The organism is Leucobacter edaphi (genome assembly GCF_016522535.1).
GTDB classification, from domain to species: domain Bacteria; phylum Actinomycetota; class Actinomycetes; order Actinomycetales; family Microbacteriaceae; genus Leucobacter; species Leucobacter edaphi.
The window spans coordinates 22,434-35,246 of record NZ_JAEHOI010000005.1; the positions used below are offsets into that span (position 1 = coordinate 22,434).

Below are 12,813 nucleotides of genomic sequence, written 5' to 3' on the forward strand. Positions count from 1 at the left end.
ACTTTCAATAGGACTCACCCAGACATGGCTGCGCGTGAGCGGTGAAGAGAAAGCTATTACCCGCGCATGAACGAGCCCCAGACCACCCGAAACACGGCCGACCGCCGATCCCCGCGGGATCCCCTCGGACCCTTCCGGCTGATCACGGGCCTGATCCTGGCGGCGGGCACCGCGATCCTGCTGGTCCTCGTGCTCGCCCCTGAGCTCGAGTGGTCGCGCACGCTCAGCGAGACCGTGGGAATCGCCCACGCGCTCGCCTTCGCCCGGATCACGGGTGGACTGCTCGCGCTCATCGCTGCACTGTCGCTCCTCGTCTCCCTCATCGCGGGCCGCCGCGGCCGCAGGCGCGGCTCCTTCCGCGCCTACCGGCCGCTCTACCGGCTCATCGGTGTTGCGCTGCTCGGAACGGGCATCGCGCTGATGATCTGGCCCGCGGGCTGGGTGACCGCGCCGAAACTCGCGGCCGACGCCCCGCCGAGCGGATCCGGGTTGCTCGCGAGCGGTGAGCAGGAGCTCGCGCACGACGGAAAGACGATCACGATGGTCGTCTACAACAGCCAGGGCACGCTGGACTGGGACAACCTCCGCAGCTTCGAATGGTCAGTCGACCCCGACCTGTACATCCTGCCCGAGGCAAGCGCCGAGAGCGTGAGAACGGAAATCGCGCCCGCAACGGCAGAGTTCGTCGTGCACGAAACCCGGGACAGCGGCCTCACCGGGGACTTCGACGGCTCGATCCCCCCGACGACAATCCTAAGCCGCTCAGACCGGATCACACTCGATGACGCAGACGCCACCCCCACCACCTACGGATCCGTCGCCGTGCGGCTCGCCAACGATCCGGAGTTCACGATCCTCGGCGTGCACGCGGCCCCGCCGCTGCCCTCGCTCATGCCTCAGTGGCGAGCCGACCTGCACCGGATCGCACAGGCCGCGGAATCCGACCAGGCCCCCAGCGTGATCGCGGGCGACTTCAACGCGACGCTTCGCCACGGCCCGCTCGCCAACCTTCCCGGCTACCGCGATGCGACTCTCGCCTGCGCGCCCCAGGGCGTCGGCACCTGGCCCGCGAACATCCCCGAGACGCTCTCCGCCCCGATCGACCACGTCCTGATCAGGGACGACCTCACCGTGCACAGCTGCAACACCGTCCCCGTCGGGCGAGGGGACCACCGGGCCGTGATCGTCACGATCGAGCGATAGGGGCGGCCGGGGCGGTCGACCTGCCACTCGGAATACTGGGGTGCGCCCGCACCGCGGGATTGCTATGCTCCTTCGCATGTTCTCCCTCTGCGATTGATCGGGCCGCGCGCGACAGCGCACGCATCCCGAACTGATCAGCCGCGCGTCCATGACGCGCACTTCATTGGAGAACCTCACTCGTGTCCCCCGTTCAGCGGGCGCGCTATCTCGACGTGCTCGCGCTCCCCCACGTCCCCCTCACATTCGCCATTTCGCTCGTCGGCCGAACCGGCTTTGCACTGGTGTTCCTGCCGCTCCTCTTCGCGATCTTCGACGCGACCGGGTCGTATGCTGCGGCGGGTGTCGCCCTCGGCCTGTATGGCGCGGGCGCCGGTTTCCTCGGTCCGCTTCGTGCGTGGTGCGTCGATCGCGCTGGCGCGCGCCCCGCCCTCACGACCTTCACCGTGGCGTTTGCCGCAGTCACCGCCGGAATCGCGATCCTCTCCTTCGTCGGCGCAAACGTCCCGGTATTCACCACGCTCGCCACGCTCGCAGGTGCGGTCGCGCCGCCGCTCGGTCCCACCATGCGCGTCGTCTGGGGCGAGCTCTGCCCCGGCGAACCAGAGCTCCGCACTGGGCTCAGCCTCGACGCCATCGTCGAAGATGTTCTGTACCTCGGCGGGCCGGCAGTCGCAGGGTTCTTGCTTGCCGGAATGCCGCCGGGTCTCGCGCTGCTCGTGCCCGCGGCGCTCATCGCTGTGGGCGGCACCGTGTTCGCCTCGCTTCCCGCGGTCCGCGCGCTGCGGGGCACGGGAGGCGCGACACCAAAGACCCCCGCGGGAAGCGCCGCTCGGTCCGCCCAGGCAACAGAGCCAATCAATGATGCCTCGGGCGTGCGCACAAACGCGCGTCCGAGGCGACCCAAATGGAGGTCTCGTCGCGAGTTCCGGCCAGGGATCCTGCTCCCAGTGGTCGCGGCAGGAGCGCTCTCGGGCGGGATCGGGGTTGCCGTCCCGAGTCTCCTCGCTGACTCTGGCGGCCCAGCCGCCGCAGGAATCGCTCTCGGCGCGTTCGCGTGCGGAAGCATGGTTGGTGGGCTCCTATTCGGCGGCCTCCCCCTCCCGCTGCCAACGGTCCGGCAGCTCCGGATCCTCGCGCTCGCATTCTGCGTCGCGTGCGCACCGATCGCGATCGCGACTGGTTCGATTGCAGTCCCCCTCGCGCTCGGGGGCGCCGGACTCTTCTTTGCCCCGATCCTGATCGCCGCAACCTTCGTCGCGCAGACTCAGGCGCATCCCGCGTTCCGCAACGGGGCAACGACCTGGGTGACGACGGCTCACAACATCGGTGCGGCCGCGGGCTCAGCGCTGGCGGGTGCCTATACGCAGACCCTGGGCGGCGGCGCTGCGATCGGGATACTAACGCTCGGCGGACTGGTTCTGGTGTCATCCTCCGCGCTGCTCGGCAGTGGGCCCGACAAATCAGACGATCGTCGCTCTGAGAAAACCGGGTGACTGCTCCAGATCAGCACCTCACCTCCGGGCATTCGATCCCGCCCGACGCCGCAAGTTCAAGGCAACAGCCAGGGTGGTCTCACCAGACCGAAACATCGCCCCGGCACAACGGGCCCCGTCTCACGCTGCCAAAAGAACAGACGCTCGCGCCCTCGCTACGCAGGTGGGTTCGCCTCCCGGCGCAGAGCCCACACCGTTTCACCGTCGAGGAGCTGACCGCTGGCGCGGAAACCGAGTTTGTACGCAACGGCCTGCGAAGCCGAGTTCTCCGAGTGAATGCTGGCGCGGAATTCCGTGATTCCTTTTCCGTGCAGCCATTCCAACATGACTTGGGCGGCCTCGGTGGCGTAGCCCATGCCCTGCCACTCCGGCGCGATCACCCAGGCAAGATTGGCGATCCGGATATCCGACTCCTCGGAGACGGTCGCCTGCACATATCCCGCGGCGCGACCGGACCCCCGGGAGCGCACGATCCAGTTCAGCCAGCCTTGGTCTCCGCGGGGCGAGCTCCCCGCGGCCTGGCGCGCATACTTCGCGCGAAGATCCTGCACGGTCGGTGGCTCTCCACCGATGTACCGGTACAGCGCCGGGTCCGAAAGCACGGCGGACATCTCTGCGGCGTGCACCTCAGCGATGGGCTCCAGCCGGAACCGGGCCGTGCTGATCACGCACGCGCGGGGCCACCGGGCCGATCCGCGCGCGCGTTCCCCGGTCACGCCGAAGCGCGGAACTCCGCGATCCGCTCGGCGAGACGGGCCAGCTGCTCGTCGACCCGGACGCGCGCGGTGCCGCCAGCGCCGGTGCGGGAGTTCACGGATCCCTCGATCGTGAGCACGTCGCGCACGCCGGGCGTGAGGTGCTCGGAGACGGTGAGGAACTCCTCATCGCTCGGCTCGTGCAGTTCGATCCCGCGCTCTTCGCAGTAGCGGACCAGCTCGCCCGAGATCTCATGCGCGTCGCGGAAGATGACGCCCTGCTTGACGAGCCACTCGGCGACGTCGGTCGCGAGCGAGAAGCCCTGCGGGGCGAGCGCCGCCATGCGCTCGGTGTCGAAGCTCATCGTGGCGACCATGCCCGTGAACGCGGGGAGCAGCACCTCGAGCTGGGAGACCGAGTCGAAGACCGGCTCCTTGTCCTCCTGCAGATCGCGGTTGTAGGCGAGGGGCATCCCCTTCAGCGTCGCGAGCAGGCCGGTCAGGTTGCCGATGAGGCGTCCGGACTTGCCGCGCGCGAGCTCCGCGATGTCGGGGTTCTTCTTCTGCGGCATGATCGACGAGCCCGTCGAGTAGCCGTCGTGGAGGCGGACGAAGCCAAACTCCTTCGTGTTCCAGATGATGATCTCCTCGCTCAGGCGGGAGAGGTCGATGCCGATCTGGGCGCAGATGTATGCGAACTCGGCGATTACGTCGCGGGCAGCGGTGCCGTCGATTGAGTTCTCGAGCGGCTCGCCGAGGCCGAGCTCGTCGGCGACGACGCGCGGATCGAGGCCGAGCGACGAGCCAGCGAGCGCACCGCCGCCGTAGGGCGAGGCACTCGCGCGCACCGACCAGTCGCGCAGGCGCTCAAGGTCGCGGACGATCGGCCACGCGTGCGCGGCGATCTGGTGCGCGAGCAGCACCGGCTGCGCATGCTGCAGGTGGGTTCGACCGGGGAGGATCGCCTCGGGGTGCTTGCCCGCCTGCTCCGCGAGCGCGTCGAGCAGGTCGAGCAGCATGCCGCGGATGATCGCGGTGTGATCGAGCAGGTAGAGGCGGACCAGGGTCGCGATCTGGTCATTCCGGCTGCGGCCCGCGCGAAGCTTGCCGCCGAGCTGGACGCCAACGATATCGATGAGGAGCCGCTCGAGGGCCGAGTGCACATCCTCGTCGTCCTCGGCGGGGACGGCGCTGCCGTCGGCGACGCGGGCCGCGAGCTCGTCGAGCCCGGCGCGCATCTCGCGCAGTTCATCGGCCGTGAGGTAGCCCGCCTCGGCGAGCGCCGTGGCGTGCGCCTTCGATCCGCGGATGTCGTAGTCGGCGAGCACCCAGTCGAACTGCGTCGACTTCGAGAGCGCCGCGAGCGCGGGCGACGGCCCGCTCGCGAATCGGCCGCCCCACAGCGCGCCGGCCTCGGCGGCGCGGTTGCCGTGCTCGTCTGCCTCGTTGCCTGCGGGGGTGTTCACGTTCGCGTCAGTCACCCCTCCAGCCTAGCGGCGGCGGGCGCGGTGCGCGGGATCAGGCTTTCGCGAGCAGCCAGGCCATGAGCGCCTTCTGCGCGTGGACCCGGTTCTCCGCCTCGTCCCAGACGACGCTCTGCGGGCCGTCGATCACCTCGGGGGCGACCTCGTACTCCCGGTACGCGGGGAGGCAGTGCAGGAAGATCGCGTCGTCCTTCGCGTGCGCCATCAACTCCGGCGTCACGCGATAGGCGCCGAAAGTACTGATCCGCTCCGCTTTCTCGGCTTCCTGGCCCATCGACACCCAGGTGTCGGTGATGACGGCATCCGCGCCCGAGACCGCCTCGATCGGGTCGGTGACGACGGTGACGGATCCCCCGGTCTCCGCGGCGATCCGCTCGGCGTCGGCGATGATGTCGGCGCGCGGGTGATACCCCTCGGGCCCCGCGACCCGGATGTGCATGCCGGCCGTCGCGAAGCCGAGCAGGTACGAGTGCCCCATGTTGTTCGCGGCGTCGCCGACGTAGGTGGCGGTGAGCCCAGCGAGCTCGCCCTTCCGCTCCCGGATCGTCTGCAGGTCGGCGAGGATCTGGCACGGGTGGAAGTCGTCGGTGAGCGAGTTGATGACCGGGACGCTCGCGCTCTCCGCCATCTCAACGATGCCCGCGTGATCGAAGGTGCGCCACACGATCATCGACACCATCCGCGAGAGCACCCGAGCGGTGTCCGCGATCGTCTCCTTGACCCCGAGTTGCGCTTCCCCCGGGTTCACGATGATCGCGTTCCCGCCCAGCTCCGCAATCCCCGCCGCGAAACTGAAGCGGGTGCGCGTCGACGTCTTGTCGAAGAACACGGCGACGGACCGCGGCCCCTCAAGCGGTCGCGCGGCGAACGGCTCGCGCTTGAGGTCGGCGGCGAGGTCGAGAACCTCGCGCTGCTCGGCGGGGCTCAGGTCATCATCGCGCAGGAAGTGTCGTACCACCCGTCCAGTGTACTGGGCGGGTGGTACCCGACGCGGGGAACAGGATCCCCAGCTCCGCTCGCCCGGCCCTGTGGCAGAGTTGGATCAGAATCCAGACTGACGGAGGTACCCAATGCGGGTTGCAGCAGCATTTCTCGCTGACGCGGCGAACGTGCGGGAGGGAACGCTCGGCGTGCTCTCCGGTTTCATCAACACGATCAACCGGCAGGAGTTCCCCGCAAAGCTCGGGGCGACGCTCGTCGTTGTGGTCGAGTATGACGAGAACGAGGCCCGCCGGGGCGATCCGGAACGGAGTTTCCGCGCCCGCTGTGAGCCGGCGGTCGGCGGGGGCGAGCTGTTCAGCCTCGAGGGCAACTTCAGCCTGGGCGGCGGCAATGACAGCTTCGGCTACATTCCCATGGTGTTCGCGCTGCAGGATGCGCAGATCCCGATGCCGGGCTCGTATCGGATCATCTTCGAGGGAACCGGTCTGGAGCGCGTCGACGTCCGCTTCTACGCGAACTCGACGACCATGCCCGATGTCGACGGGGAGGGCGGCGAGTGACGGGCGAGCGCGTCACGGCACCCGTCCCTCCGCTCGTCGCGTTCGATCTCGACGACACGCTCGCGCCGTCGAAGTCTGCGGTCGAGCCGCGCATGCTCGAGGTGTTCGGTCGCCTGCTCGATCGCACCACGGTCGCCGTGATCTCGGGCGGGAATTTCGAGCAGTTTCAGACGCAGCTGCTCGAGCGGCTCGAACGCGCGGGTGTCGCCGAGGCGTCCCTCGCCCGCTTGCATCTGCTGCCGACCTGCGGCACGCGCTACGAGCAGCGCGTCGATGGCGGCTGGTCGACCCTCTACAAGGAGGATCTCTCACCCGAGGAACGGGATGCGGCCTTCGTCGCGCTCCGCGAGGAGGCCGAGCGGCTCGGGCTGTGGGAGTCGGAGACGTGGGGGGAGATCCTCGAGGATCGCGGCTCGCAGGTCACGTTCTCGGCGCTCGGGCAGCGCGCCCCCGTCGCCGCGAAGCAGGCGTGGGATCCGGACGGGTCCCGCAAGAACGCGCTGCGTGCGGCGGTTGCTGCCAGGCTTCCCGAGTTGGAGGTGCGCAGCGGTGGGTCCACGTCGGTGGATATCACCCGGCGCGGGATCGACAAGGCGTACGGCATGCGCAAGCTTGAAGCGCAGACGGGGATCCCGCTCGCGGAGATGCTGTTCGTCGGCGATCGGCTCGATCCGGACGGGAACGACTTCCCGGTGAAGGCGCTCGGGGTGCCGTGTCACGCGGTCGCGGACTGGGAGGACACCGCGGACTTCCTGGAGGGGCTGCTCGCCGAATAGCCCGGTTGTGATGGAAACGAAAAGCGGGCGGTCCGAATGGACCGCCCGCTTTCGCGTTTCCGTTCCCGGTGTTCCCGGGTGGGTGCCTAGTTGCCGGGCTCGAGTTCGGCCGCGGCCGGCTTGAGGTTGAGCGCGGCGTTCGTCGCGGCGAGGCTCTTCGCTGCTGCCTCGGGGTTCGCGTTGAGGCTTTCACCGAGCGAGGGGACCTGCTGCTTGAAGACGCGCTTCCACTGCTGCTCGTACTGCTCGGGGAAGCAGCGCTCGAGCACCGCGAGCATCGCGTAGACCGCGGTCGAGGCTCCGGGGGACGCGCCGAGCAGGCCGGCGATCGTGCCTTCCGCGCCGGTGATGATCTCGGTGCCGAACTGGAGGATGCCGCCCTTCTCGGGGTCCTTCTTCATGACCTGCACGCGCTGGCCCGCGGTGATCATTTCCCAGTCTTCGGAGCGAGCGGTCGGCATGTACTCGCGGAGCGTCTCGATCTGCTTCTCGCGGCTCGCCATGAGCTCGCCGAGGAGGTACTTCTCGAGGCCCCACTGGGTGAGGCCGACCTTGATCATGGGGCCGAGGTTGTGGAGCCGGATCGAGCCGGGCAGATCCCACCAGGAGCCCTTCTTGAGGAAGTTCGGGCTGAAGCCCGCGTACGGCCCGAAGAGGATGCTCTCCTTGCCGTCGACGATGCGCGTGTCGAGGTGCGGGACCGACATGGGCGGCGCGCCCACTGCGGCCTTGCCGTACACCTTGGCGCGGTGCTCCTTCACGATCTCCGGGTTGGAGGTCTTGAGGAACTTTCCGCTGATGGGGAAGCCGCCGAAGCCCTTGATCTCGGGGATGCCCGAGGACTGGAGGACCTGCAGGGCCCCACCGCCGGCGCCGACGAAGACGAACTTCGCGTTCACGATGCGGCGGCCGTAGCCGGAGCGGTTGCGGGTGAAGACGTCCCAGGTGCCGTCTGCGCGACGCTTGACCTTCTTCACCTCGGTGCCGAGGTGCAGCTTTGCGCCGTTCTCGGAGAGGTAGGTGAAGAGCTGGCGGGTGACGGCGCCGAAGTCGACGTCGGTGCCGCTCTCGGAGCGGGTGGCCGCGAAGACCTCGTCTTTTGCGCGGCGGTCGACGAGGAGCGGGGCCCACTCGGCGATGACCTCGGGGTCGTCGCTGAACTCCATGTCGGAGAACAGGGGCTCCTGCTTGAGGATCTCGTAGCGGCGACGCAGGTAGTCGACGTTGTCCTCGCCGCGCACGAAGGTCATGTGCGGGGTCGGGTTGATGAAGGTGGAGGGCTCTCCGAGGATGCCCTGCTCGACCAGCGTCGACCACCACTGGCGGGACAGCTGGAACTGCTCGTTGATGTCGATGGCCTTGGCGGGCGACAGGCTGCCGTCCTTGCCCTCCGGCATGTAGTTGAGCTCGCAGAGCGCCGCGTGGCCGGTGCCCGCGTTGTTCCACGCGTTGGTGCTCTCGGTGGCGACCTCGGTGCGCGACTCGAAGATCTCCATGGACCAGTCGGGCTGGACCTGCTTGATGAGGGTGCCCAGGGTGGCGCTCATCACGCCTCCGCCGATCAGGACGACATCTACCGTGTTCTTACTCACAGGGCGCAAGTCTACTCGCCATTCCGTAGTGCTTCGTGCGGCAAGTGTCGTGCACCGCGGCGACGCCTACAGCCCGGCATGCTTCCTGGCCTGATCGAGGGTGCCGGATCCGGCGTCGACGATGCGCGCGTAGCCGAGTCTCCGCGCCTCTCCCGCGCGCTGCGTGCCACTGACGACGGGGCGGACCTCGCCAGCGAGGCTGATCTCGCCGAACGCGGCGAGATCGTGCGGGAGGGGACGATCCGTGATCGCGGACACGATGGCGAGCGCGATTGCCAGGTCGGCGGCGGGTTCGGCGAGTTTTACCCCGCCGACGGTAGAGACGTAGACGTCTTGGTCGTGGAGGCGGGCGCCGGCCCTTCGTTCGAGGACGGCGAGGATCATGGCGACCCGCGAGGGATCGACGCCGCTCGTGACGCGGCGCGGATTGGGCGTCGCACTCTTCGCGACGAGCGCCTGCACCTCGACGGGGAGCGCGCGGCGCCCCTCCATGGCGACGGTGGCGCAGGTGCCGCTCACCGGTGCCGCTGCGCGACTGAGGAACAGTCCGCTCGGATCGGGGACCTCCGAGATGCCGCGATCCGTCATCTCGAAGCAGCCGACCTCGTCCGTGGGGCCGTAGCGGTTCTTGAGTGTGCGGAGGAAGCGGAGCGCGGTCTGCCGGTCCCCTTCGAAGTGGCACACCACGTCAACGAGATGCTCGAGCAGGCGCGGGCCGGCCACCGAGCCATCCTTGGTGACGTGCCCGACCAGAATGACCGGAGTGCCCCGCTGCTTCGCTGCCCTGATCAGGGCCGCCGCGACCTCGCGCACCTGCGAGGGGCCGCCGGGCGCCCCGTCGATCTGGTCGCTCGCGAGCGTCTGCACCGAGTCAACGATCACGAGCGCGGGATCGACGGCCTCGATGTGGCCGAGCACCGTCGCGAGATCCGTCTCGCTCGCGAGGAAGAGCGTGTCGTGCAGCGCGCCCGTGCGCTCGGCGCGCATGCGGATCTGGCCCGTGGATTCCTCACCGCTCGCGTAGAGCACGCGCTCCCCGCCCTCGGCCGCCCTCGCGGCCGCGTCGAGGAGAAGCGTGGACTTGCCGACCCCGGGCTCACCCGAGAACAGGATCGCGGCGCCCGGCACGACCCCTCCCCCGAGGACCCGATCCAGCTCGCCGATACCGGTGGGGCGATGGCGCACCGCATCACCCGTGAGCTCCGTGATCGGCCGGGCCTCTCGGCCAGCGCCGGGCACCACGACCTGCGTGGTGCGCGCGAGCGACGCGCCAGCGCGAGCGCGCTCCTCGACCGTGCCCCACTGCTGGCACTCCCCGCAGCGGCCGACCCACTTCGTGGTCTGCCAGCCGCACTCGGTGCACGCGTATCCTGCCGTTGCTTTCGCCATGCCGCGAGCCTAGCGGCGGCCACCGACACGCACGGGATCCGATGCGATTCCGCGTCGATTCGCGCGAGCACCCCGAATCCCGTATGCTTTTCCGCGGTGACGTGTCCGAGCGGCCGAAGGTGCGACTCTCGAAAAGTCGTGTAGGGTAACCCCCTACCGTGGGTTCAAATCCCACCGTCACCGCCACTGAAACCCCCGCTTGATCCCCTGGAAACACTGGGATCGCGGGGGTTTCTTCGTTTCACTACGCCTGACGGCAGCAGCGTCCTCGCCATTCAGTTCGGCACGTGCCCGATCGCTCGCGGACAGGCCCGTGTTGAAATTGCACGGGCCAAGGCGGAGCAGACATTTCCGCGGGCGCGTCGCCCGAAGCACCCGCTCGAACGCCCAGGGGTTGACATCAGGGTTCATCCCGAAGCGTCTCCAACTCGTGCCGTGGAGTACAGAGCACCCTTGAGTTCAGATCGTGATCTGAATTACCCTGCCCCCATGAACACAAGTGCTGCGGCACGCCCCGAGTTCCAGTCGTCGGAACTGAGCCGGAACCCCAGCGCCGTTTTTGCCGCGGCCGAGAGCGGCGCGGTGACGGTGACCCGCCGGGACGCAGAGTCTTTCGTGCTCATGAACGAGCGTGAGGCTGATTCGCGGCGGCAGCTGTTCGAGTTTGCGGCTCAGTTGATCGCGATCACCACGGACGATCGCGGGTCCCTCACGGAACGCATGGCGGATCATTTCCCCTGGATGTTCGCACTGTCAGCAGCTGATCGAGATCAGTGCGCGAAGGATTTGGTCAACGCCGCGCGCGCCGCGTTCGCCACTGAGCAGCCACATCTCGCCGTGGTTGAGCTCCAGTCATGGCGAGAAACGGCAGAAGCGCTTGCGGCCGGTTTTCGAGGCGAGCCGGTTGAATGGCTCAACCGAAACGACACGATCACACGCCCATAACCATGGGCAAAGAGCAGCAGGTCAACCGGCCGATCAGGAACTCCGAATACAAGACAGTGGCAGGATCGGCGGCTGCCCAACGGGGGTGGCGCGACTTGATTGCAACTCACCGGAACCTGATGGTGGAGGCGCGGGAATTCCTCACGCCGGCTCCTCACCGCAAGACGCCCACGAACTATCCGTTGAGGGGCGAATTGGCAACGGTGAGCCGAAATGGTGCGAGCCATGAACGATGGCAGCACAAACCTTCGCAGGGGAATGGCGCCCGCATCTGGTTTTATGTCGAGGACCAAACGGCATGTCTCGAAAAGGCATGCACGAACCACCCGAAGCAAACTGAGTAGTAGACCGGCGGGGATAATCCGGGTCGACTTTGAACTTCCGCTCGTCCGGCTCAGCCTCAGCTCTCAGCGCCGAGGGCCATTACTCCACTGCTGCGGCCGAACGCACTGGGCGGCCCGCAAGCAGCCAGGCGGCCGGCCCGATGACGGGAAGGAAGATCGCCAGCAGGCTCCAGGTCAGCACTTGCCCCGAGGTAAGCGCGGGGCGGTGACGGCGCAGAGAGACGAGTGCGATGACGAGGAGGGTCATCGCGGCGAGCGCGAGCGCCGTCCACACAAGGTCGTATGCAGTGGGGATGAGGGGATTTGCTGCGTTGTCCACGGGTCAGCCTCCTGTTGCCTCAGAGCGGTACCGCGCTCCCGTGCATTCTCCCACGGCGAGCACCGCCACAGCCGTTGAGTGCCCGAAGTGCTCGGCCATTTGGAGTCCACAACATGAGGCATTCGGCCGTTTTGCCCTCACCACCAAGCGCCGTGTTGGCGACTTGGGACGGTCGCGCAACGGGCGGGTGTCCTGATGCCAGGACCCCGCGCTATTCGGCTGGAACCGCCCATTCCCAATGCCAGGCGCCGGTCATTCCCGCGTAGGACGGTTGAGCGATGAGGGTTCCGTGCGTGTCAGGCACGTCAAGAACGATGCTTCCGGTGGCCTTTTCCGCGGGCCCGATGTAGCGCGGAAGAGATTCCGAGTCTGCGAGGCACATGTACCCGTTGCCGTCCTGGCCCGGATCGACATTTGCCGTCGTCCCGTCAGGACGAATCCACTTCCAGAATGCGAAGTCAAAGTCACCGGTGCCCTGCTTCGTTGACTCGACCTGCACATCCAGCCTGATGAAGTGACCGTTCTTCGGCTCCTGCGGATACTCGCCCGAGCAGGTGGGATCGAGCGTGATCTTGGTAACGGTGAAACTCACCTCGTCCGCCTCGTTTTGCCCCAGTGCGGCGACTTCTCCGACACGCTTGATGGGGTTGCCGCGCTCACTCAGGTGCGGGTCCGACTCCGCTGCCCCGAAACCTGTCTCCGTTTCGGGGCTAACGGAAGAGTCGCTCTCGGTCGACGATGCCGCCTCGTCCGTTGGGCTCGCCGCCGTGCCGCGCTCCCCGACGGAATTCGCACCGACGACGTATCCGAGCGCGGATCCCACGAGGAGACCGGCCGCCCCGGCAACACTGAGGAACGTGATCATTCGACCCCGGCCCCGCACCGGGAGGTCCGTCACAGGCCCCGCTTCCACGGTCGTTTCGTCGTTGGTCATGGCCGCTCCATCTCGTCTCGCTCGATTGCCGTCACAGACACGGCGGATCCGGACGCGTCCAGTACACCGCAGCGAGGATCGTCCCCCGGATCCGTGGCTCCATCCTGGTCCGCGCGATTTGCAGCCCGAAACAAGGA

13 protein-coding genes and 1 tRNA gene are annotated in these 12,813 nt (G+C 67.9%); 7 read left to right on the plus strand and 7 right to left on the minus strand.

All coding sequences use genetic code 11. The annotated features are described in order from the left end of the window. The first annotated feature begins 66 nt into the window (after positions 1-66). Both JD292_RS05665 and JD292_RS05670 read left to right on the plus strand, forming a co-directional pair. Positions 67-1,203 (plus strand): endonuclease/exonuclease/phosphatase family protein, encoded by a 1,137-nt coding sequence (locus JD292_RS05665; protein ID WP_200131773.1) that lies wholly within the window; start codon positions 67-69, stop codon positions 1,201-1,203. Between the two features lie 179 nt (positions 1,204-1,382). After that, positions 1,383-2,696: an MFS transporter gene (locus JD292_RS05670; protein WP_200131774.1), complete on the plus strand. Its 1,314-nt coding sequence runs from the start codon at positions 1,383-1,385 to the stop codon at positions 2,694-2,696. Between the two features lie 155 nt (positions 2,697-2,851). On the opposite strand, the gene JD292_RS05675 is transcribed toward JD292_RS05670, so the two are convergent. The 3 genes from JD292_RS05675 to argF are packed head-to-tail and all read right to left on the minus strand — an operon-like array spanning position 2,852 to position 5,833. After that, a complete protein-coding gene (locus JD292_RS05675; protein ID WP_369411160.1) occupies positions 2,852-3,412 on the minus strand; it encodes a GNAT family N-acetyltransferase in 561 nt (186 codons plus the stop codon). Next, positions 3,409-4,872, minus strand: a complete 1,464-nt coding sequence (gene argH / locus JD292_RS05680; RefSeq protein WP_439649265.1) for an argininosuccinate lyase — start codon at positions 4,870-4,872, stop codon at positions 3,409-3,411. Before argH ends, JD292_RS05675 begins: the two co-directional genes overlap by 4 nt. Positions 4,873-4,909: 37 nt before the next feature. Next, on the minus strand, positions 4,910-5,833 hold the full coding sequence (gene argF, locus JD292_RS05685; RefSeq protein ID WP_200131775.1) for an ornithine carbamoyltransferase: 924 nt from the start codon (positions 5,831-5,833) through the stop codon (positions 4,910-4,912). Positions 5,834-5,945: 112 nt separating this feature from the next. On the opposite strand from argF, the gene JD292_RS05690 reads away from it, so the two are divergent. Beyond that, the gene (locus JD292_RS05690) at positions 5,946-6,377 is read left to right on the plus strand and encodes a DUF6941 family protein (RefSeq protein ID WP_200131776.1); all 432 of its coding nucleotides are present in this window, start codon (positions 5,946-5,948) and stop codon (positions 6,375-6,377) included. Then, positions 6,374-7,153, plus strand: coding sequence for an HAD-IIB family hydrolase (locus JD292_RS05695; protein ID WP_200131777.1), 780 nt, complete (start codon positions 6,374-6,376; stop codon positions 7,151-7,153). Before JD292_RS05690 ends, JD292_RS05695 begins: the two co-directional genes overlap by 4 nt. 86 nt (positions 7,154-7,239) lie before the next feature. On the opposite strand, the gene JD292_RS05700 is transcribed toward JD292_RS05695, so the two are convergent. Together JD292_RS05700 and radA are read right to left on the minus strand one after the other, a co-directional pair. Then, positions 7,240-8,745, minus strand: coding sequence for a malate:quinone oxidoreductase (locus JD292_RS05700; RefSeq protein WP_200131778.1), 1,506 nt, complete (start codon positions 8,743-8,745; stop codon positions 7,240-7,242). Positions 8,746-8,811: 66 nt separating this feature from the next. Continuing rightward, positions 8,812-10,134, minus strand: coding sequence for a DNA repair protein RadA (radA, locus tag JD292_RS05705; RefSeq protein ID WP_200131779.1), 1,323 nt, complete (start codon positions 10,132-10,134; stop codon positions 8,812-8,814). A 95-nt stretch (positions 10,135-10,229) separates the two neighbouring features. On the opposite strand from radA, the gene JD292_RS05710 reads away from it, so the two are divergent. The 3 genes from JD292_RS05710 to JD292_RS05720 all read left to right on the plus strand — a co-directional run bounded on the left by JD292_RS05710 (position 10,230) and on the right by JD292_RS05720 (position 11,423). Further along, a tRNA-Ser gene (locus tag JD292_RS05710) sits at positions 10,230-10,320 on the plus strand. 303 nt (positions 10,321-10,623) lie between these two features. Next, positions 10,624-11,079 (plus strand): prevent-host-death protein, encoded by a 456-nt coding sequence (locus tag JD292_RS05715; RefSeq protein WP_200131780.1) that lies wholly within the window; start codon positions 10,624-10,626, stop codon positions 11,077-11,079. A 2-nt stretch (positions 11,080-11,081) separates the two neighbouring features. Continuing rightward, a complete protein-coding gene (locus tag JD292_RS05720; RefSeq protein WP_200131781.1) occupies positions 11,082-11,423 on the plus strand; it encodes a hypothetical protein in 342 nt (113 codons plus the stop codon). Positions 11,424-11,502: 79 nt separating this feature from the next. Here JD292_RS05720 and JD292_RS05725 read toward each other — a convergent pair whose 3' ends face one another. Continuing rightward, positions 11,503-11,742 (minus strand): PLDc N-terminal domain-containing protein, encoded by a 240-nt coding sequence (locus JD292_RS05725; RefSeq protein ID WP_369411161.1) that lies wholly within the window; start codon positions 11,740-11,742, stop codon positions 11,503-11,505. 211 nt (positions 11,743-11,953) lie between these two features. After that, a complete protein-coding gene (locus tag JD292_RS05730) occupies positions 11,954-12,676 on the minus strand; it encodes a DUF4352 domain-containing protein (protein WP_200131782.1) in 723 nt (240 codons plus the stop codon). Positions 12,677-12,813 lie beyond the last annotated feature (137 nt).

Excerpts from the sequence above, each read along its gene's own strand:
- JD292_RS05665 (WP_200131773.1), top strand. The coding sequence starts at position 67 with ATGAACGAGCCCCAGACCACCCGAAACACGGCCGACCGCCGATCCCCG.
- JD292_RS05690 (WP_200131776.1), top strand. The coding sequence starts at position 5,946 with ATGCGGGTTGCAGCAGCATTTCTCGCTGACGCGGCGAACGTGCGGGAG.
- radA (WP_200131779.1), bottom strand. The coding sequence starts at position 10,134 with ATGGCGAAAGCAACGGCAGGATACGCGTGCACCGAGTGCGGCTGGCAG.
- JD292_RS05715 (WP_200131780.1), top strand. The coding sequence starts at position 10,624 with ATGAACACAAGTGCTGCGGCACGCCCCGAGTTCCAGTCGTCGGAACTG.
- JD292_RS05720 (WP_200131781.1), top strand. The coding sequence starts at position 11,082 with ATGGGCAAAGAGCAGCAGGTCAACCGGCCGATCAGGAACTCCGAATAC.
- JD292_RS05730 (WP_200131782.1), bottom strand. The coding sequence starts at position 12,676 with ATGACCAACGACGAAACGACCGTGGAAGCGGGGCCTGTGACGGACCTC.